At 60.1% G+C, this 20,185-nt stretch carries 18 protein-coding genes and 1 pseudogene; 8 read left to right on the top strand and 11 right to left on the bottom strand.

From position 1 onward, the window contains the following. Positions 1-303 precede the first annotated feature (303 nt). Positions 304-720, top strand: a complete 417-nt coding sequence (locus N825_RS18490; RefSeq protein WP_037455148.1) for a hypothetical protein — start codon at positions 304-306, stop codon at positions 718-720. Positions 721-805: 85 nt separating this feature from the next. On the opposite strand, the gene N825_RS40125 is transcribed toward N825_RS18490, so the two are convergent. Beyond that, positions 806-1,084, bottom strand: a complete 279-nt coding sequence (locus N825_RS40125) for a hypothetical protein (protein ID WP_211098403.1) — start codon at positions 1,082-1,084, stop codon at positions 806-808. A gap of 973 nt (positions 1,085-2,057) precedes the next feature. Further along, positions 2,058-3,053, bottom strand: a complete 996-nt coding sequence (locus tag N825_RS18485; RefSeq protein ID WP_037455145.1) for an IS1595 family transposase — start codon at positions 3,051-3,053, stop codon at positions 2,058-2,060. Between the two features lie 112 nt (positions 3,054-3,165). On the opposite strand from N825_RS18485, the gene N825_RS18480 reads away from it, so the two are divergent. The 3 genes from N825_RS18480 (at position 3,166) to N825_RS39005 (ending at position 5,276) form a co-directional block, all read left to right on the top strand. Next, positions 3,166-3,396: a DUF6471 domain-containing protein gene (locus N825_RS18480; RefSeq protein WP_037455312.1), complete on the top strand. Its 231-nt coding sequence runs from the start codon at positions 3,166-3,168 to the stop codon at positions 3,394-3,396. Beyond that, positions 3,389-4,342 carry a hypothetical protein gene (locus N825_RS39010; RefSeq protein ID WP_157619376.1) on the top strand — a complete coding sequence of 318 codons (954 nt, stop codon included), beginning with the start codon at positions 3,389-3,391 and terminating at the stop codon, positions 4,340-4,342. Before N825_RS18480 ends, N825_RS39010 begins: the two co-directional genes overlap by 8 nt. A gap of 460 nt (positions 4,343-4,802) precedes the next feature. After that, positions 4,803-5,276, top strand: a complete 474-nt coding sequence (locus N825_RS39005) for a hypothetical protein (protein WP_157619374.1) — start codon at positions 4,803-4,805, stop codon at positions 5,274-5,276. 101 nt (positions 5,277-5,377) lie between these two features. Here the strand turns inward: N825_RS39005 and N825_RS18470 are convergent, their stop codons facing one another. The 3 genes and pseudogenes from N825_RS18470 to N825_RS41020 all read right to left on the bottom strand — a co-directional run. Further along, the gene (locus N825_RS18470; RefSeq protein WP_037455139.1) at positions 5,378-5,653 is read right to left on the bottom strand and encodes a hypothetical protein; all 276 of its coding nucleotides are present in this window, start codon (positions 5,651-5,653) and stop codon (positions 5,378-5,380) included. 641 nt (positions 5,654-6,294) lie between these two features. Further along, entirely contained in the window at positions 6,295-12,276 is a 5,982-nt protein-coding gene (locus N825_RS36650) for a Calx-beta domain-containing protein (protein WP_051512549.1), read from the bottom strand. An 828-nt stretch (positions 12,277-13,104) separates the two neighbouring features. Then, positions 13,105-13,767: pseudogene (locus N825_RS41020) on the bottom strand (DUF4347 domain-containing protein); the annotation flags it as partial. Positions 13,768-14,074: 307 nt separating this feature from the next. On the opposite strand from N825_RS41020, the gene N825_RS39000 reads away from it, so the two are divergent. Then, complete coding sequence (locus N825_RS39000; protein ID WP_157619372.1) at positions 14,075-14,371, top strand: hypothetical protein; 297 nt, start codon at positions 14,075-14,077, stop codon at positions 14,369-14,371. 320 nt (positions 14,372-14,691) lie between these two features. Here the strand turns inward: N825_RS39000 and N825_RS18460 are convergent, their stop codons facing one another. Beyond that, positions 14,692-14,958 (bottom strand): GIY-YIG nuclease family protein, encoded by a 267-nt coding sequence (locus N825_RS18460; RefSeq protein ID WP_245613159.1) that lies wholly within the window; start codon positions 14,956-14,958, stop codon positions 14,692-14,694. Here N825_RS18460 and N825_RS39800 point away from each other — a divergent pair. Continuing rightward, positions 14,887-15,129 carry a hypothetical protein gene (locus N825_RS39800; protein ID WP_198038547.1) on the top strand — a complete coding sequence of 81 codons (243 nt, stop codon included), beginning with the start codon at positions 14,887-14,889 and terminating at the stop codon, positions 15,127-15,129. The two genes, N825_RS18460 and N825_RS39800, sit on opposite strands and share 72 nt — an antisense overlap. A 342-nt stretch (positions 15,130-15,471) precedes the next feature. Here the strand turns inward: N825_RS39800 and N825_RS18455 are convergent, their stop codons facing one another. Then, the gene (locus N825_RS18455; protein ID WP_037455133.1) at positions 15,472-15,792 is read right to left on the bottom strand and encodes a hypothetical protein; all 321 of its coding nucleotides are present in this window, start codon (positions 15,790-15,792) and stop codon (positions 15,472-15,474) included. A gap of 330 nt (positions 15,793-16,122) precedes the next feature. After that, positions 16,123-16,425, bottom strand: coding sequence for a DUF6916 family protein (locus N825_RS18450; protein WP_157619370.1), 303 nt, complete (start codon positions 16,423-16,425; stop codon positions 16,123-16,125). Positions 16,426-16,972: 547 nt separating this feature from the next. Between N825_RS18450 and N825_RS18445 the strand changes: the two genes are divergently transcribed. Further along, positions 16,973-17,608 carry a phage tail protein gene (locus tag N825_RS18445; protein ID WP_198038389.1) on the top strand — a complete coding sequence of 212 codons (636 nt, stop codon included), beginning with the start codon at positions 16,973-16,975 and terminating at the stop codon, positions 17,606-17,608. 59 nt (positions 17,609-17,667) lie between these two features. Here N825_RS18445 and N825_RS18440 read toward each other — a convergent pair whose 3' ends face one another. Then, entirely contained in the window at positions 17,668-17,997 is a 330-nt protein-coding gene (locus tag N825_RS18440) for a DUF6916 family protein (RefSeq protein WP_157619368.1), read from the bottom strand. Positions 17,998-18,093: 96 nt separating this feature from the next. On the opposite strand from N825_RS18440, the gene N825_RS36645 reads away from it, so the two are divergent. Continuing rightward, positions 18,094-18,636 carry a GNAT family N-acetyltransferase gene (locus tag N825_RS36645; RefSeq protein ID WP_051512548.1) on the top strand — a complete coding sequence of 181 codons (543 nt, stop codon included), beginning with the start codon at positions 18,094-18,096 and terminating at the stop codon, positions 18,634-18,636. Between the two features lie 9 nt (positions 18,637-18,645). On the opposite strand, the gene N825_RS18430 is transcribed toward N825_RS36645, so the two are convergent. Next, positions 18,646-18,945: a DUF6916 family protein gene (locus tag N825_RS18430; RefSeq protein WP_037455122.1), complete on the bottom strand. Its 300-nt coding sequence runs from the start codon at positions 18,943-18,945 to the stop codon at positions 18,646-18,648. A 163-nt stretch (positions 18,946-19,108) separates the two neighbouring features. Beyond that, a complete protein-coding gene (gene fba / locus N825_RS18425; protein ID WP_037455119.1) occupies positions 19,109-20,155 on the bottom strand; it encodes a class II fructose-bisphosphate aldolase in 1,047 nt (348 codons plus the stop codon). Positions 20,156-20,185 lie beyond the last annotated feature (30 nt).

Here is a 20,185-nt window from a genome sequence, read left to right as displayed (position 1 = left end):
CTAACCTCTACCCGCAACGGCGTCGGGGCCTGGGCTTGGGACGTTTGTGAGCGCGGACCCACACGGTCTTTGGTCCAGGCTTCCTCCCGCTCCGTCCGCGACGGCATCCACACTTGCTCATGGTTTTCTCCTTCGGGGGCGTCATTGCCCTGCCCGGTGGCGGCGCGCCCGTCTGGAGAAGACCATGCCGAGGTGAGAACGGCAGGTGCCGGGATCAAGAGAACCCGATTCCACACCGCCGTCGAGTCATTTTTTCCTAGAACACGCTATGGATTGTGGAGGGGGACGTTGGCGGAGCTACACGTGGTATCGGCGCTTGTGGAGAAGCGGTCGGAGCTGGCCGGTCAGATCGCGGAGATGGAGAAGCGCATAGCGCGCCACCAAGCCGACCTGATCCACATAGACGCGGTGTTGCGGATGTACGGCAAGGACGATCCGGAGACGATCAAGCCAAAGGACATCGGCCGCCGCAGCGACTGGTTCCGGCCAAGGGAGTGCGCCCGGCTGATCCAGGACATCCTTCGCGATGCGCCGGGGCCGGTCCTGACACGCGATGTCGCCTTGCGGATCATGGAGGCCAAGGGCATCGACCAGGGCGACCCGCAGGTGGTCAACACGCTGAAGCGTAGCGTCCTGGGCGCGTTGAAGCGGATGCGGGATCTGGAGAAGGTGTCGATGGATGGGGCTGTGGGGTGGAGTACCAATGACCAAAGATCTTAGAGTTTTCTCGCGGATCTCACGAAAAACTCAAGACACTCATAGGTCACTTTACTCGTTTTTCATAAAATCATTACTGCGAAAGTTGTCAGACCCCAACGAGACCTTTTCGATTTAGTAGGCTTACGTACTGAAGCGCTAGATGGATAACTTCTGGATCTTCGGCACTTAACATCTCCATGAAGTTAGGATCTTGCGCTCCACCTGTCTCGGAGGAAAAAGCTGAGTTTTCTTCCGCGTACACCGCATCCGCTCGTCTCTGCTGATAAACAGCATTGTAGGCGCATGCCAACGCGACGTCCCAGCACCTATCCGCAGGAACGTTTTTTTCGACCACGAAATCGATAGAGCGCTCTTCGGAACTCATAAAAGGCTCACTGCCACGGTACCGCTCAGGGGATAATCGGCTTCTCAACAGCCGTTGTCAATAAGAGGTTCCTTAAAGGACTGGTTAATAGAATTTTAGTAATCATTGAACAATCTTTATATACGCGTCATAAGTGATATATCTCGCCATGCTCTCAGTTAAAGATTGATGAAACATCCAAGGCAGATGAGATATGGACCGAAGTTTTGTATTCCATCTTCTGTTTCCCATGAGCCATCCGGAAATCAATATTTCCAAATCATCATGGGTTATCGTGAGTTGTACGGAGTTGTTCGTTTGGTTGAGGTTGAGCAACGATTGTTGCGCATAGTGCAACATGATTCGGCACTGGGATATGTACCAAAACTCGTGCATCCTATAATGTTGAAGCAAATTCAAATAGCTTAAGTGATCTATCTCTGCTTGGCTAGGAGTGGGCATCAGCAAACATCCTCCAAGACAGTACAGCGGAAGGCACGATGATCAAAAATACGATCAGGTAAATTATTATAAACACCCACAGAGGCACGATATTGGAAGCTTGATCGACCAAAGAAGCTGTTGCATGGAATCCGACAACAGCGCAAAGAATAATGGAGACAGCTATAACATAGCACAATCGTCTCAGCGTTCTGCATATAGGGGCGCCACCTGTCGACATCATATAGCTCGAATAAACCGAATATAAGCTTCCAAAAACGGATGTTAGAATGGACTCGGCCGCTATGATGGAAGACAGCAGGAATACTGCGGCATCTTCTTCTTGCATGGACTAAGGTCCAGGTTGTTCGAGATCACTATTGATAGACCCCCCGAAAAACGTCATAGCCTGCCCCTTTTCCCCAAGAGTCCCTATTTCATCTGTTTCTTGTTAGACATTCTGATCGTCTGGAAAGTTATACGTTGATGGCGTCTGAAAACCACTATAGTCGATACGACACGTGGGCAATCTCTCATTAGGGTTAGTTAACCATCAACCTTTCTGTTTCCCCACATTCCCGCCTCTTTGCCAATAGCCGCAGAAGTCCACCGACTGCCCCATCGCACCAGCGCGCTTGGCGACCAAGCCGAACAGGGTGCCGTTGGGCTTGCGGCGGTGATCCTCGCGCCAAGCCATCTCGCCAGCGTACCGGCCCAGGTAGATGCCGCTGATATGGTGGTGCTGGCCCAACTCGGCGCGGCGAAGGCGGGAGAAGAAGCTTTCGGCTTGGTTGGTGCAAGCCTCGTCCGTGCTGTAGGCCAGCGAGTGGTTGATCACCTTGACCGGGAACTTGGCGCGGAGCTTTTCCCAACCCAAGCCCTCGTCGGTGTGGATGGTGCTACCCTTCTCGACGCGCGCCTTGATGAAGGCCACCGACGACGCCTCCGACTTGAACACGGCTGTCAGGGTGCGCCCGTCCCGCTCGCGGATGGCGACCACGACCTCACGCTTGCCGGTTTGGTTTTGGGCCAAGCGGCGGTCCCGGCGATCCTCCTTGCGGTTCTCAGGACGGACGTGGCCGCCAACATGGCAACCGTCAACCTCGACCACGGCGCCAGCGCCGCCGACCGTGGCGCCCTTCATCTCCGTGGCCATCGCCTCGCGCAGCTTGTGGCCCAGGACGAACGCCGCCTTGTACGATACGTCCAGGTCCCGGCCCAACTGCAACGCGCTGATGCCCTTCACCGCGTTCACGAAGATCACGATGGCGGCCATATAGTCCCGGATGTGGAGCTTGTGATAGGCGAACAGCGTGCCGCTGGTCGGGCTGAAGTCGCGGCGGCAAGCCTTGCAGCGATAACGCGGGGTGGCGCCGCGCTTCACGTCGTAGCAGATCGGGCATTGGCAGTGCGGGCAGACCGGGGCGCCGTCCGTCTCCGGCCAGCGCAGCTTGCGGAACATGGTCCAGGCATCCGCGTCGGACAGTCGCAGGATCGCCTTGAGGCTGATCGTCCGCGCCGCCGCCGACATGAGGAAATGCTGTGCCATGGAATGTCACCATATCCGGTATGTTGTTACCAGATATGATATGATCAGAGTTGCCTCTTGTCAACATGAATGTATCGGATATGATATTCCTGTATCGAAAATGAGAGGCTTCATGAAAACCGAGAACGAGTGGGCGAATTGGGTAAAAGGCATGCTCAAGGGTGAGTTGAAGCGTCGGAACATCACCTACGAGCAACTAGCCCAGAAGCTCCAAGAGGTAGGCGTCAACGAGACGCCAGCCGCAATCGCAAACAAGATCAGTCGTGGCCGGTTTACAGCCGTATTCTTTTTACAATGCCTAGACGCTATCGGAGTCTCAAATCTGAGGTTGCGCGATGAGTGAATCTGTTTTTCGGCATATAATTGAGTATCCAGATAATGATGGCATAACGCTTTCAGATATAGCTGCAACATTGGTGGCACATGAGCGCATGTTGCCAATAGTTGCCAGCATACTAGAGCGATCCATAGACGGACTCAAAATTGAAAAAATAGACATCACTATTGAAAAAATCCAAAAAGGGTCCTTGTCAGAAGCATTTTTTGTTGCTATATTTGCTGTGTTTCAGAAGGAGCTTGATAAAGAGGTTCCAGAAGTGATCGAGAGGATTACAGGATTTAGCATTGATGAACGTTACGATACGATCGTAACGGTGCTATTTCTTATTGTTCTGTTTTATGGCTCTCGCTTATTATTTTCCCGTCGTGGAAAATCCGAAGATGGCAGCAAGTTGACTTCTACGCCATTCAACGGTGTTCCTCCCGCTATAGAAGGAAATTATAACAATTATATTAATATTGCCGCTCAAAACCTATCTGTTTCCCCTAAGCGGATCGAAGAAGCTGTGGAGCAGGCAGTTGGGAAGAAGTCCAAGGGGAGTGTCGCTAAGGCGGCTATAGACATTTTTCGGCCAGCAAAACGCGGACTGAGCGGTAGGATAATGCCTACAGGTCTCCCTGAAATTGGGAGAGATGTTACAAGATCTTTTCCTGACGAAATAGCTTTGGCTGAATTTGATGATGATTCTGATGTTCAACACTTCCCCGAAGCTACTCTGGAAATAAGAGCGACTGATCGCGACAAGGTTGATCGCGGCTGGGCGGGAAAACTCTCGCATCATGGTATGAGCACAAAAAGACTTACTGTTCGGCTCTATCCTACAGTTGATCGTGATGTCCTTGCCGCGACAGATGCAGCTCAAGTCGAAGCCATTCTAGAATTTAAACAGGACTCGAACGGGCAATCTAAACCTGTATGCATTCATGTCTTGAAGCTACTGCATCCGTGATTCGGACTTCCATGCACCAGAAGTCCTCACTTTGACGCATTGTTAACCCATCCAGCCTATCCATATTGTGATATGTTAAGCTAATAAGGATAGAGTCATGACTCAACCCAAGTTCAGAGACGCCATAAGAGCAATCGATGACGCTGCTATTGGACTGCGATCCGAACAACAGGCCCGTAGGCTCGCCATCTTGCGTGCTCAGTTGGCGTTGCTGGCGCGGGAGATCGAGAAGGCGGGTGAACATGTCACATCCAGCGCCGCCGCGGAGTAAGTCGAGTCGCCGTCGAAATTCGGATGATGTGCGACGAGTCTTCACCGCTTCGGCACTTGGATGCCTCTTCGTTTGACGGAGAAGGTGCTTAAACACCATTGAGAACAGACCGGAAACCCGGACTATTGATTTGTTTCGGTGATTCTGTCATCCAGAAGATGACAAAGGAAAAGGCCACGGGAGCGAACCGTGGCCTTGAACCTTAACCCGCAATCCCTTGGAACCGGTGCGGGACAGTGGATTGCTGCGTCCGGAATCATGCCCGGATTATCCGCTGCGGTCAACCGGCTTCTGTACTTAGTGCTAATGGAGCACAGAATGCCTTACGAATTTACAGATCGAGAGATCAAAGACGCCCTTCAGGAACTCAGCAAAGAAGACACAAAAACTTCTGGACGAGTTTTGGGTTTAGCCGCAGTCGTCGCTCTACTCCCAGCCACAGCCGGAGTCGATCCGAGAGACGCTAAATCTTTGATATCCGAACTCCTTCGCAGTTCTCATGGTGCAGGAGAAGTCCGTCGCGAAGCTGAGCAATTTGTTGAGTACATCCTTTCTGCCGCAAGAGACGTAGCCACTCATCAAAATCATAATGCTGCACAAGGGGGTTCTCCTCAAGCTTCCGCATCGTCTCTTCCGAAAGGAAATTCCTCGGCTCAACCATAGCGATCTCCATGCAACGATCTCGTTGACTACATAGGCTGATTCTAGGCGATAACGCTCAACTCAACGAGCGTTATCTTCTGGAATGGCAAGCAAGACGGTTGTCACCATCTGTCGTTGTCGCTGATGCGCAGCCCCGCTGCTCGGGCTTCGGCGACGATCCGCCGGCACGTCGCCTCGATCTCTGCCGCCTCGCATTGGCGCGTCTTATCGCCGTCCAATCGCCGGGCGCGGGCCACAGCCTGGAATGCCCAGCTAACAAGATGGATAGAGCGCTCCACTCGGGCGCGATCCTCCTCCGACCGGCTCAGCCGCGCCAGGTCCACCAGCGCCGCCAGCTTGTCCAAACGGGCGCGCAGAGTGCCTCGATCGTCTATCATGACCCATCAACGAGCACGGTGCGGAAAAGTTTCGGCTAAGTCACGCCCGCCAAAATCTTGGAGGTATTTTGAATAGGGAGACATTTTTCATAACTACAGCGGTGAGGGGGAGCAATCTGGACCTCAGCCACTTCGCTGTGTCGCACGGGATACCGTCATGATCGTGAAGCCTGAAACGCGCACAGATCGTCTGTACAGGCTTTGCCTATGCGCCAAAAGAGATGAACCGATCTCGTTGGAAAATCGAGCACGATTGGAGTTCGCGGGGCACCCCGGAGCCGAAAGCCAGCGTCGCCCGTGACCACATGCTCAACGTGGGTCATCAGATGCTCGCCGATGCCGCCCCGTATGGACCCGATCAGAACTGAGACTGCCCGACCCTGGAAGCCCACGGACGGTGGGGTTGATCAAGGCTTTCCTGGCCTTTGGAGCGTCTGACGTGGACAGGACCCCGTCGGCGCCCAACCAACCACGGCCCGACAGACCACCCCGTAGCCGCCGCCATCTGTCGGGATCGGACCCGCGACAGACTTCCCTCGTTCTCGGGTCCTCGCCAAGATAACCCGACCCCGCCAGCCCCACGGGCGAACCATCCCCATCAGTCATCCCGTTAGACCCTATTTGGTGTGGTGGTGTTTGCGTCATAAGACCGCGTTTCCGGACAGGGTGACCGCGCCGGTGACGGCGGACGTGCCGGTGCTGAAAATGGCGCCCAAGCTGCCGAATCCGGTGCCGGTGATGGTCAGGGCCTCGGCGACGGAGACGCCGACGATCGCCACGCTTGCCCCGCTGCTGACGGTCGTGCCGCTGGTGGTCGAGCCCAGTCCGTTGGCGTGGTGGACCTCCACGCCGCCCGTGGTGATCGTGGTGGCGCCGGTGTAGGTGTTGTTTCCGCTGAGAATGACGGTGGTCCCACCGCTCTTGGTGAGAGTGCCCGACCCGCTGATGACGCCGCTCAACGTCGCCTGCGCACCGCCAGCGCCTGGAATGGCTTCGATCTCGCCCGCTCCGGCCAGATCGATGGCGTTGTCGTAGGTGCTTGCACCCTTGACCTGCAACTTGCCGCCGTTCAGCGTCACCGTGCCGCCGACCAGCGCGTCGTCCTCGGTGACCGCCAGCGTGCCTGCGGTCACCGAGGCGCCGGCGGTCAGGCCGGCCTCGTTGCCGGTGTTGGTCAGAGCCAGCGTGCCGGCGCCAGCCTTGGCCAGCGCGAACGCCCCGCCCGACAGGGCGCCGCCGATCGTCAAGGTGGTGCCTGTCGCCGTGGTGACCGTCGCGGCCCCGGTCAGCGTGACGGTGCCGCTCAGCGTGTTGTCGCCGCCGACGTTGACCAGCGCGCCGCCGCTGGAAACGCCGGTGCCGGCCAGACCGGTGATGGCTTCAGCGATCGTGATGCCGCCTTGCAGCCCGAGCGCCGCGCCGCTGGAGACCGAGGTCCCACCGGCGGTCGTGCCCAGCGCGTTGGCGTGCGCCGCGACCAGGGTGCCGGCGCTGACGGTCGTCGTCCCGCTGTAGGAATTGCCGCCGCTGAGGGTGAGCGTCGCCGTGCCGCTCTTGGTCAGGCTGCCGGTGCCGCCGATCGTGCCGGAGAAGGTGGTGTCGCCGGACTGGCTGACCGTCAGCGCATTGGCCCCCAGTGCCACCGTGCCGGCGCCGGACAGCGCGCCGATCGTCTCGGCCGCTGACGACAGCGTCAGGATGCCGGCGAGCGAGACCGCGCTGGTATCGGCCAGCGCCGTGCCGCTGGAGTTGTTCAGCGTCAGCCCGCCGGTGCCTCCGCCGGCCGAGACGGTGGTGGTGCCGGTATAGGTGTTGACCCCCGTCAGCGTCAACACGCCGGTGCCGGTCTTGGTCAGCCCGCCCGCGCCGGAGATCACGCCTGAGAATGTCGTGCTGGTGTTGTCGCCGCCGGCCGTCAACGTGTAGCCGTTGGTGGCGACGCCGCCGGTGCCGGTCAGCGAACCGACGGTCTCGTCGCTGTTGGACAGGGTGATGACGCCGTTGCCGCCGTTGTCGTTGATGGTCAAGGCGCTGGTGTCGGGGATGGCCGCTCCGCCGGTAAAGGTGATCGCGCCGTTTCTCAGCTCGGTGTAACCGCCGTAGGTGTTGGTGCCCGAGAACGTGAGCGCACCGCCACTCATTTTGATGATGTTGCCGCTGGCGCCCGAGATGTTGGCGGAGATGATGAGCGACGCGCTGACGGGGCTGATATCCAGCGTGCCGGTGCCGGCCAGCGCCAGCCCGCCGCCGCCGCTGCCCGCGATCGTCACCGTCGCGGCGCTCGTCGACAGCTGGATCTTGTCGCCCGCCCCCAGCGTCGCGGCGCTGCCGGTCAGGGTTACGGTGGTGCCTGACGTGAGGCTGTCCAGCTTGATGGTGTCCACGGTCGCCTGCGCCACGCTTCGCGCCAGCGCCTCGCGCAGCGAGAAGCCGTCGGCGGCGTCGCCGTCGCTATCGTCGGTGGTCTGGTCGACATAGATGGTAGAACTGGACACCGCCACGTCGGCGGTCCCGCTGGTAGTGCCGTCGCTCAAAGAGAAGCGGATCGTGGTATCGCCATAAGGGGTGGCGTTGGCATAGGCGATATTGCGGACCAGCGTCTGCACCCGCGCGGTGGTGGCGTTGCCATCGAACGTGATCGAGAGCAGGCCGGTGGCGCTGGTATAGCTCCAGGTCGCGAACTGCGTGCTGCTCTCGGACAAGGTGCCGTTGGAGTTCGACGACTTGGCGATGGAACCGGTGGCGGTGACGCCGCTGAGGAAGCTGAACACGTCGTTGACGCTGCCGTCCGCGACACCGCCCGACGTGACCCGCTGGACCGTCAGGCCGCCGCCGGTCCATGCCCCAGCCCCGATTTCGGTATCGGCAACCGTGGCCGCGCCCGTGACGGCAAGGCCGCTGGCGGCGCCGGCCAGCGTGACGGTGTTGCCCGTGCCGGCGGTTCCGCCGTTGAGATCGATCGTCGGCGTGGTGTTGTTGCCCGACGCCGTGATGGCGTTGCTGGTCAAGTCGGCGATGGTAACCGTCCCGTCGGCCCCGCGCGCCCAGTCCTCCGCCGCCGCAAGGTTGTAGGTGACGCTGCCGGTGGAGACGAGGCCGTCCTTGGTCAGCCGCAACGCCACCGCCGTCTTGTCGGCCGCACCCAGCGTGACCGTGAAGCTGGTGGCGCTGGTGATCTCCACGTCCGGGGTGCTGGCGGTCGTAAGCGTATAGCTGCCGACGTCGCCCAGGATGCTCAGCTTGGTGATGTCGATATCGTTGGTGGCGCCCGACTTCGACAGGAAGCCGGTTCCGGTCACCACCAGAACGCCGGATGTCACGTTGTAGGTGGCGGACGTGATCGTGGGAACGGCCACGTTGCTGACGGTCACCGGGCTGGTCGCGTCGACGTCGGTGACCGACGCATCCGCGCCCGCCGTCCAATCCTCCGCCGCCGCCAGATTATAGGTGGTGGCGCTGGTCGAGCTGGTGCCGGCCTTGTTGAGGAACAAGGCGACGGCCGCCTGATCGTTGGCGTTCAGCGTGACCGCGAAGCTGGTGCCGCTGGTGATCTCGACATTGGTCGAGGTCAGCGTGCGGGTCGCATTGTCTTCGCCTTTCAGCGTGAGCTTGGTGACGTCGATGTCGTTGGTGGCGCCGTTCAGCTTCAGGAAGCCGGTGCCGGTTACCGTCAGGATGCCGGTCGAGACGTCATAGGTGGCCGACGTGATCGCCGGAACCGCCACGTTGCTGACGGTCACGCCGTTGCCGGTGAGATCGGCGATGGTGACCGCCGCGTCGGCGCCGGCCGCCCAATCCTCCGCCGCCGCGAGGTTGTAGGTGGCGCCGCCGGTCGAGCTGGTGCCGGCCTTGTTCAGGAACAGCGCCACCGCAGCCAGGTCGGCGGCGTTCAGCGTCACCGTGAAGCTGGTGGCGCTGGTCACCTCGACGCTCGACGTGGTCAGGGTCCGGCTGTCGCCGCCCTCGCCGCTCAGCGCCAGCTTGGAAACGTCGATGTCGTTGGTGGCGCCGCTCCGCTTCGTGAAGCCGGTGCCGGTCACCACCAGCACGCCGGAGGTGGCATCGTAGGTCGCGGACGTGATCGCCGGAACCGGCACGTTGCTGACCGTCACGGGGGTGGTGCTGTCACTGGCGCTGTCGTTGATCACCGTATTCCATTCAGACCCTGCGGCGAGGTTGTAGGTCGTGTTGCCGGTCGAGCTGGTGCCGTTCTTGTTGAGCAACAGCGCCACCGCCGCCTGGTCGGCGGCGTTGAGAGTCACCGAGATGCTGGTGGCGCTGTTCACCTCGACGTTCGACGAGGTCAGAGTGCGGGTGACCGCGCCCTCGCCCCGCAGGATCAGCTTGGACACCGTGACGTCGTTGGTGGCGCCCGGCCAGGCCACGAAGCCGGTGCCGGTCAGCGTCAGCACGCCGGTCGAGACGTCATAGGCGGCCGAGGTGATGGCCGGGTCCGCGACGCCGCTGACCGTCACGCCGTTGCCGGTGAGATCGGCCACGGTGACCGCCGCGTCGGCGCCCGCCGCCCAGTCCTCCGCCGCGGCGAGGTTGTAGGGGGTGGTGGTGACCGAGACGGTGCCGTTGTAGTTGAGCAGGCCGTTGACCGCCAGCTTGTCGGCGGCGCTCAGCGTCACCGAGAACGATGTGCCGCTGGCGATCTCCACGCTCGACGTGGTCAGCGTGTAGCTGTTGTTGCCCTCGCCGGTCAGGCTGAGCTTGCTGACGTCGATGTCGTTGGTGGCGCCGCTGAGCTTGGTGAAGCCCGTGCCGGTCACCGTCAGGGTGCCGGTCGAGGCGTTGTAGGTGGCCGAGGTGATCGCAGGCACCGGCACGTTGCTGACGGTCACCGCGCTGGTCGCGTCGGCGATGCTGGCGTTGGTGATCACCGTGTTCCAGTCGTCCGCCGCCGCGAGGTTGAACGTCGTGCCGCCGGTGGAGGTGGTGCCCGCCTTGTTGAGGATCTGGTTGACCGCCGCCTTGTCGGTCGCGTCCAGTGTGATCGAGAAGGACGTGGCGTCCGTGATCTCGACATTCGCCGTCGTGGTCAGGGTATGGGTCGCCCCGCCCTCGCCGGTCAGCGTCAGGGTGTTGGCCGTGATATCGTTGGTGGCACCCGACGCCGCCACCAGCCCGGTGCCGGTCACCGCCAGCACGCCGGTCGTGGCATTGTAGGTGGCCGACGTGATGGTCGGGGCCGACACGTTGCTGACGGTCACGCCGTTGCCGGTGGCATCGACGTCGGTGACACCTGAAGCGGCGCCCGCCGCCCAGTTCTCCGCCGCCGCGAGGTTGTAGGTGGTGCCGCCGACCGCCGATGTGCCGGTCTTGTTCAGCAGCGCGTTGACGGCCCGCTTGTCCGCCGCGCTCAACGTCACCGAGAAGGATGTGCCGCTGCCGATCTCGACGCTGGACGAGGTCAGCGTATAGGTGCCGCCGCCCTGGCCGGTCAGCGTCAGCTTGGAAATGTCGATATCGTTGGTGGCGCCGGACAGCTTGAGGAACCCGGTGCCGGTAACGGCCAGTACGCCGGTGGAGGCGTCGTAGGTGGCCGACGTGATCTCCGGTACCGGCACATTGCTGACGGTCACGGCGTTGCCGGTGGTGTCGGCGTTGTTAAGGCCGTACCAGTCCGCGGCACCCGCCAGATTGTAGGTGGTGGCGCTGGTCGAGCTGGTGCCGGCCTTGTTCAGGATCTGGTTGACCGCCGCCTTGTCGGTGCCGTTCAGGGTGATGGTGAAGCCGGTGGCGCTGCTGGCGGTGATCGCGCCGGTTTCGGTCAGGGTATAGGTCGAGCCGCCCTCGCCGGTCAGCGTCAGCTTGGTCTCGTCGACGGCGTTGCCGTTGGTCAGGCCGGTGGCGGTCACCACCAGCTCACCGGTGGTGGCGTTGTACGTCGCGCTGGTGATGGTCGGGCCGGCGGCATCGTCGTTGGTGATCGTGCCGGCGGCGGTGGACGTGCCCAGCGTGGCGTTCGACGGGCTGGATAGGGTGACGGTGAAGGTCTCGTCCGATTCGACCGTCGCGTCGCCCGCGATGGTCACGGTGAAGGTCTTGCTCGTCTCGCCGGCGGTGAAGGTCACGGTGCCGCTGGTGGCGACATAATCGACGCCGGCGGAGGCGCTGCTATTGTCGGACGTGGCGTAATTGACCGACACCGCTTGGCCCGACGCGGCGCTCAGCGTGACCGTGAAGGTCATGTTGCTGGTGCCGCTGTTGCCTTCGGTCAGGCTGGAGTTGGCGATCGAGACGGCCGGGGCCGCGTCGTCGTCGGTGATCGTCACCGTGGACTGCTGGGTGCCGCTTTCGGTGGCGCCGCCGCCGCCGGTGACATTGGTGATGTCGAGGATGACGGTTTCGTTCGTCTCGTCCAGCGTGTCCTGGGCCGCCGTGACGGTGGCGGTTCCGGTGGTGTTGCCGGCGGTGATGGTGATGGTGGTGGAGGATAGGGTGTAGTCGGTGCCGCCGCCGGTCCCGGTGCCGGTCGCGGTCAGCGTCACCGTGGTATCGGATGCGGCCACCGCGCTGAGCGTCGCGGTGACAGTGGAGGTGCCGGCGGCCTCGGCGATGCTTGCGTTGTCGACGGAAAGGGTGACGGTGGGGGCGCCGCCAGTGAAGGCCAGCATGCTGCTGGCGAATGACGCGAGGGATGGATCTGTGGTGTCTTGCTGCGTGTAATTCGATATGGAAACAAAGCGGCTAAGCCAACCGCTGCGATCGGTAGCCGTCATTGTTCCTGTATAAGCAAAATTATCCTTTGATCTAGTAACCGCGTTACTCTGATAATTAAAGGATAAAGCATCAGTATTACCGGTTAGCTGGCTCGGCAGCTTGGACGCATTCGAGAGTGTCGATGATGCTGAATTAGTGAACCATCCGGTGTCGGCTCCACTGGACGATATGTTCGCCGAACTCTGTTCAGAAAAATGCATACCAAAGAGGAAGGTCGGACTAGCAAGACTTCCTGTGAGAATGAATAAATTGTCACCATGAGTGTTCGATCCGTCAGAAGTCGGCGATCTAAAAACGTTTAGAGCACCAGTTGCATTACTTACACCTTGAGAAGTCACTTGGCTACTAAGATCTGTCGAGTCCGTTAATCTGGTCAACGTGATCGATGGCGCAACATTGTTTTGGCCTACGGGTCCAATCATGACTTTAAAAATGGTCCCAGCGGTGACATTGGCTGTTGGAGTCCAAGTCATGTCGAACTCGGCGCTTGAAGTAGCAGCGAAACTGGTTGGACTGGTAAATGCCGACCCATTCCAGGCGCGATCTGTAAAAATAACCGATGTATTGGCATCAATACCGACAAGGGGAGCGAACACGAAAAAATTGTTTGTGGTTGAAACTTGAAGTATGGCGATGTCACCTGCCACCAACGTCGCCATCTTTCCGGTATAGGCCGATATCCCCAGATCGGTGATGGCAACTTGTGTTTCGATAATTCCATTGGCACGCTCAAGCTCCCAGTTTCCCCCCTCCGTGGCGGCACCGGTATCGTCGATGGATGCGGCAACATCCGCTCCTGTCGCCTGGGCAAGAGCTTTCAGGAACTCCGTGCCAGCGGCATCGCGGCCGATGTCGCAGCCGTAGAGGAGAATGTCGCCGTCGCTGGAGAGCGCCGAGCCAATGGTAGAGAGCGCGTTAGCGTATTTGCCAGTTATCGAGTCCCGTTCCAACGAGGTGGTGCCAAACAGCAGCCTTGCTTCCTGACCATGACTGATGATGTGGATGGCATCGACGCCAGCACGACCCTGAAGGTAGTCGGCCATCTGCGTGACGCCGTCTTTGGTGGAATCGATTTGCACGACTTCCATGTCGCTTCGCAAATTGTCGCGCAGGACCTTCCAATCGGTCACGCTCGTGTCGATGAAGGTGATTTCGACGCGCGTCGATGCGGCTTCCGGCGCCCCCAACTCAGTTCCCGCAGCGATTTTATCCGAGGCCGTAGGCTGGATTGTCGATGTGGCTGGCACATCCGACTTGGTTGCTTGTGCCGCGGCGTCTAGAAGCTTCTGGTCAATAGCGTGATCGGCGGTGTCCAATTGAACGACGGCAGTCGGGTCGTGCACCACCACATCGACAACCGTCGCGACTCCCGCCGCGTCGAACATGAAACGCGGTTCCAGCGCGATGACGGAAGTGGACATGTGCAGATGATCGCGCATGCCAGTCAGGCCGCCACGCTTGTCCCGCCGACCAAGACCCATCACACCCATGATATCCTCCGACACGCGCATTATCCCGTTGTGACTATACGAATAAGTTAGTCACCTGCCGTAGATTGTACCTCATTCGGGGTGTACGTGTACAGACACTCTCTAGAAGGGCGACTGCATTAATTGGAGATCAGCTTCTACAAGAAATTAAAGAAATTTTTACCCGTAAAATTTCTTGTTACTACCGCCATGAAGTCATGCCATGGCGTATGGAGACATCAATAAGCTTGTCGGGAACAACGAATTAGGCATCGACTCAAGATTGTTGGCAACTTCAGCTGCCGTGATCGTCGTACGTCGCGGATCACTGGATATTTCACTTATCGAAAGTGCGGAAAATTTCCGCCGAAGCGATTTTTCGGCAAGCGATACCCTAGGGGGTTATGAGATATCTCCGGTTTTTCGGCCTCGGTTTATCGGCTGTGGCTTCGTCAAGGTTGGCCTCAACGGAGGCGCCAGCTTCGGTGTGGCCGGGGTTTCCCGTTGCGATCGGGCTTGATCCCACAAGCGCTAACCTAGGGTCTCCCGCCTTCCTCTCCGTCATCACCAGATTTGCTACCACAAGCGCTACCTTAAGGATCCACACTCCCCTTTCCATCATGTCCGGACTTGATCCGGGTAGCTTTCAGCCGAAGTCAACATAGCATTATCAACCTTAAGCATATTCGCATCGCTGAATTTCCCGAATGCAGATACCCGGATCAAGTCCGGGTATGACGATATGGGGGATTGATGCCCTGGGTCAGGCCACAGTCATCCTAAGTCAGCGTTTATGGGATCATGTCCGGGTATGATGAAAAGGCAAGTGTATGTCCGCGATCAAATATTCAGAGATCCGTACAAGTTCGCCCAAGTCGGATTATTTTTGACGATCAACGCCACCTTCCAAGAGCGCCGCCAATGATTGATTGTCTTCTCACGTTGTATCGCGAGTAGAATGCTGTCGTGCCACTCGGCCCATATCAGCATTCTCAAACCATATCTTTTCGTGAACCCCTCTCCCACGGGCTCCCGGTGCTGAAACGCGCGGCGCGCCAGATCGGCCGTGACGCCGATGTACAGCGTGCCATCTGGTCGATTGGTCATGATGTAGACCCAGCCTCCGGACATGGCGCATATTTGGCCGAACGCGGCGGAAAACGCGATGCGACAAATCCAGGCATCTCCTCACAGGAAATTTGGCGGATGAAGCTCGGAAGTCAGGTTGAACTCACCATTGTGGCTTCAGCCGATGAATTCCCGGATCAAGCCCCATAAGCGCTAACTTAGGTGTCGCAAATGCTCTGCGGGTCTCACCCGCTCCCCCTTTCGTCATGCCCGGACTTGATCAGGGCATCTGTCGGCTGAAACCGGTGTGGTGAATTCAACCAAGCGTCTATATTCCACCACTCAATCTCCCGAAGACAGATACCCGGATCAAGTCTGGGTATGACGATGAGGGGGAAGATGCCGCTATCGCCGTGATGCCTGTGAAAAACTCTAGTTGGAAGCTATGGAGGCGCCGGACGAATGCTTAACAGCTACACATGTATCAAACCTTGCCACGTTGGCCACGAGGCTGGCCGGAACAGACACCTTTACTGTTCAACGATGCCGTGTTCATTCCGCGACTCCCATATGGGCAAGAAGCTTGTTCATTTTGCAATTCAACAAACCGACATTATCCACGACAACCGCCATGCCGGTCTTGAGCTCGGCCACGTCGGTCTTGAGCTCGGCCACGTCGGTCTTGAGCTCGGCCACGTCGGTCTTGAGCACCGCTTGGTCCTGCTCAAGGCGGGCCAATCCCTGCTCAAGGCGGGCCTGCCCCTGCTCAAGGCGGACTTGGCCTTGGGTCAGTCGAGTGTCCATCATGTCGATTTTCGTCGTGATGGTCACCAACGTGCTGACCACCACATCGCTACGCAAATGAGCGCCCATCGATTACCCCTTTCGCACATACGATGGCGTAACATATCGCCTGCGCGCGCACAACGATGGCGCCACGCCGCAGGCCGCGCGAGCGGGCGAAGCGGTTGCCGGCCGCGACTGTGGCGGGAATGTGGATAGGGCCATCAGCCATCGCCGCGTCTCCGACAAAGGTGGACCACTGATCATGATCGAATGCCGTTGGCATCGGATGTGGCGAAGCGGCGCCCGACGTTGAAGTCGCGATCGGTCGGACGCCGCTTCGCTTCACTTGACCTCAAGCGGAGACATTTCGTGCCATTCGCCTTGGGCCCCTATCGTTTGGCGATCCGGGCCGCCTGGTCACCGGAAGAAGGCGACGTAGGTCTGGATTTGGCCTCTGACCGCCTGAGGCGCCAAGTTGACCTCCTGGAATTTTCGGCCTTCCTCGCTGACCAGATCGTAGCGGCCCCGCTCCAGCCGTTCGTCATCACGGGGATTGGCGAAGGTCAGGGTGAAGGGTGTGCGGGTGCTCCGGGGGCCGCGAACCTCCTCCTTGATGCGGATCAGCCTCAACTCGACCTGCTCCATCCCAATCTGCGCCATGAAGATGTTGCCAATCTGTTTTTGAAAATAATCGATCTCCACCACCTCGCAGATCATCATGACACCCATCCTCGCATTCATGGTTCACGTCCAACCCAAGTCGACACCCCTATCTAAAGCCATATATCTTATAGGTATGGTTAATACTATCGAAAAAGATATCCGATGGAATGTTCATATCGTAAGCCGTCCCGATTCGCGCCCGAGAATCCACAAACCCGCCCGGCGCGGCCAGCCACGCGCCCGGTTGCCCTGCCGTTGGCATACCCGCATACCCATGATTGAGCTCGAACCAGGGTGAAATCCGGATCACGCGCATAGTGCGGTATCGATTCTTGTTAATGATAGTTTCAGCGATTCAATCGCGGCGAGTTTTCGAGTACGCATGATTTTGGTACTAAGCCTTTCGTATGAACGAACCGAGTTCGCGACATACGGGATCGTGCTTGGCGGGCGCAGGGGTGAGCGGCTCGGAGCCCATGAGGCGCCCGAGTCGCTTCCGGCGCCAGTCCAGGCGCGACGGTCGACGTGGGAAGGAGAGGTGGACATCCCGCGCCGATTGGCCGCCACACGGTTCGCCAAACCACCAGGAAGAAAGAGTGAAAAAATGTCCGATCCGTATATGGGTACAGTGATGCCGGTCGCCTTCCAGTTCGCTCCCCAGGACTGGCAGACCTGCCAAGGCCAGAATCTTCCGGTCAATCAGTACAGCGCGCTGTATTCGCTGCTTGGCACCACCTTCGGCGGTTCCAACGGCCAAAACTTCAATCTGCCCGACCTTCAGGGCCGGACCATCGTCGGCCAGGGCATCCTGAACCTCAACGGGTCCGTGAGCCAGTACGTCGCCGGTGCCAAGGGTGGCGCCGTCAGCGCGACGCTGAGCACCGCCAATGTTCCGCTGGCGCCGCACGTCCATCCTCTGACCGGCGGAGGCACGGGCACCGTGACCATCAACGGGACGACCGCGGCGGCGACCGATCCGGGACCGGGCAGCAACCGGGTACTGGCGACCGGCAACTATCTTGATGTCGATGGAAATGCTCAGCCTGTCAAGATGTACTCCCCGGCCGCCCCGGCCGGCGGTGGCACCGCCACGAGCATCGGCACCGGCACCGTGTCGCTCACCGGCCTGACCGTCGGCCCCAACAACGGCACCGGCGCCACGCCGTTCAGCATCCGTGAGCCCTACCTCACCATGTACTACGTCATGGCGACCAACGGCATCTACCCGACCCGTCCGTGATCCGACGCATCCGGACCGCCGCCCTACACTCGTGGGTTGGGCGGCGGTCCGGACACCGCTCAGTTGAAGGCGACGTGATAGGCCATGCCGTTCTCCTCGCGGTCCGGCGTCAGCGTCGGGGTGATGTGCATGCCGACGACACCCATCCCATCCGCCTCGATCTCGTAGAAGCCTTCCACCAGGATCGGATCGCTGGGACCGCGGAACAGCAGCGTCAGCGGCTTGCGGAACTTGGGATGCGACGCGCCCTTGCTGGGATCATAGGCCTGGGTCAAGCGCAGCTTGAAGTCGGCGGCCACGTTGGGGTGCGGGACGGAGAACTCCTTGCCGATCCAAGGCGTCCAATTCTCAAGGGTGAAGATGTCGGGAACGGCTGTCGTTTCAGTCACGGCGGGGATCTTTCCGGAAATGCAATGATGCTGGATCATAGACCTTATGTGATATGACGTCATCCGTTCGATGTACCGCTTCAATAGGTTTTTTCCATGATCCGCGACGGCGACCGCATCCTGACGACAAAGCCCGGATTGACCCTGCGCCCGGAGCGGCCGGACGACGGGGCGCTGTTGTTCCAAATCTTCAAGGCGTCCAAGGCGCTGGATTTCGATGCCATGCCGCTGCCCCAAGCCCAGAAGGATTTCCTGCTGGAACGGCAGCACATCTCGCAGCTCTACAACTGGCGGCACAGCTATCCGTTCTTGGAACAGTGGATCGCCGAATTCGACGGCGTGCCGGTCGGCCGCCTGATCTTCTCGCTGGAACCGGACCAGATCCTGGTCCACGACCTCGCCATGCTGCCCGGCAGACTTGGGGTCGGCGGCGGCAAGACCATCATCAAGGACGTGATCTTCGCGGAGGCGATCCGCACTGGCAAGATCGCGCGCGCCTCGGTGGCCCCGCTCAATCCGGTGCGCCGGCTCTATGCCAGACTGGGCATAACCGAACTGCCGTCCGAGTTCGGATCGGTGATGATCGGCCTGGAGTGGCGGCCACCCCACAATGGCGCCCGCCAGTCCGGCCCCGCGTGACCTTGCCCGTCAGTTGTGGATGACTTGGTATTCCTGCAGGGGGCCGGTGCTTTGGATCGGCGCCATCATGATCTGCCGGAACTCGCGCCCGCTCTCGCTCTTCATGTCATAGACGCCTTCGACCAGCAACGTGTCACGGGGCGTGCCGAAGATGAGCGAGAAGGGCACGCGGAAGTCCTTGAGCGTCGCCACGCCCTCCTTCAGGCGCAGCAGCTTGATCTTGACCGGCTCGGGCACGGTATCCACCGTGAATACATTGCCGACTTCGCTCCGGAAGGTCTCGATCGTCAACGATCCGAACACCACCATGACCCGCTCACTCCATCAGTTGGGCCGCATACTAGGCCGAATGGATTATACTTAACGTCATAAGTTTAGACTCGTAAAGGGTAATTCGAAGGGCGAACCGGCTCCCGTGCGGCGTCATGGCGGGAGGTCGGCGGCCAGTCGAGGCGGCTCGGAACCAACCGCCTCATGCCGCCACGGCGTAGCCCTCGGCGACGCGGTCCATCGGCATGGGCCGGATGCGGGCGGCCTGGCCGGCGCTGCCGAAGGCCACGAAGCGATCGCGGCAGAGGTCGCTGGCGGCGGTCAGAGCGGCGGCGAAGAACTTGCGCGGGTCGAACTCGTCGGGCTTTTGCGACAGCAGGCGGCGGACGGCGCCGGTCATGGCGAGGCGAATGTCGGTGTCGATGTTGATCTTGCGCACGCCATAGCGGATGCCCTTCTGGATCTCCTCGACCGGGACCCCGTAGGTCTCCTTGATCTCGCCGCCGTGCTCGCGGATGATGTCGAGCCATTCCTGCGGCACCGACGACGAGCCGTGCATCACCAGATGGGTGTTGGGCAGGCGGGCGTGGATCTGGCGGATGCGGTCGATCGCCAGGATGTCGCCGGTCGGGCGGCGCGAGAACTTGTAGGCGCCGTGGCTGGTGCCGATCGCGATGGCCAGCGCGTCCACGCCGGTCGCCGCGACGAAGTCCGCCGCCTGATCGGGGTCGGTCAGAAGCTGGTCATGGTCCAGCGTGCCCTCGGCGCCGGAGCCGTCCTCCTCGCCCGCCTGCCCCGTTTCCAGCGAGCCCAGGCAGCCCAGCTCGCCCTCGACCGAGACGCCGACGGGGTGGGCCATCTCAACCACCTGTCGGGTGACGCGGACGTTGTACTCGAACGAGGCCGGCGTCTTCATGTCCTCGCCCAGTGAGCCGTCCATCATGACACTGGTGAAGCCGGAGCGGATCGAGCGCTGGCACACCGCCGGGCTGGCGCCGTGGTCCTGGTGCAGGACCACCGGGATGTGCGGCCACGTCTCGACCGCCGCCTCGACCATGTGGCGCAGGAAGGCCTCGCCGGTGTATTTGCGGGCCCCGGCCGAGGCTTGGAGGATCACCGGGCTGTCGCAGGCGTCGGCCGCCAGCATGATCGCGCGGATCTGCTCCATGTTGTTGATGTTGAAGGCCGGCAGGCCATAGTCATGCTCGGCGGCGTGGTCGAGCAGCTGGCGCAGGGAAACGAGAGCCATGGTTTCCTCCTCGTGATTTTCTTGGTTTTT

It is taken from the genome of Skermanella stibiiresistens SB22 (genome assembly GCF_000576635.1).
Lineage (GTDB): Bacteria > Pseudomonadota > Alphaproteobacteria > Azospirillales > Azospirillaceae > Skermanella > Skermanella stibiiresistens.
This window is presented reverse-complemented; position numbering and strand designations above follow the sequence as displayed.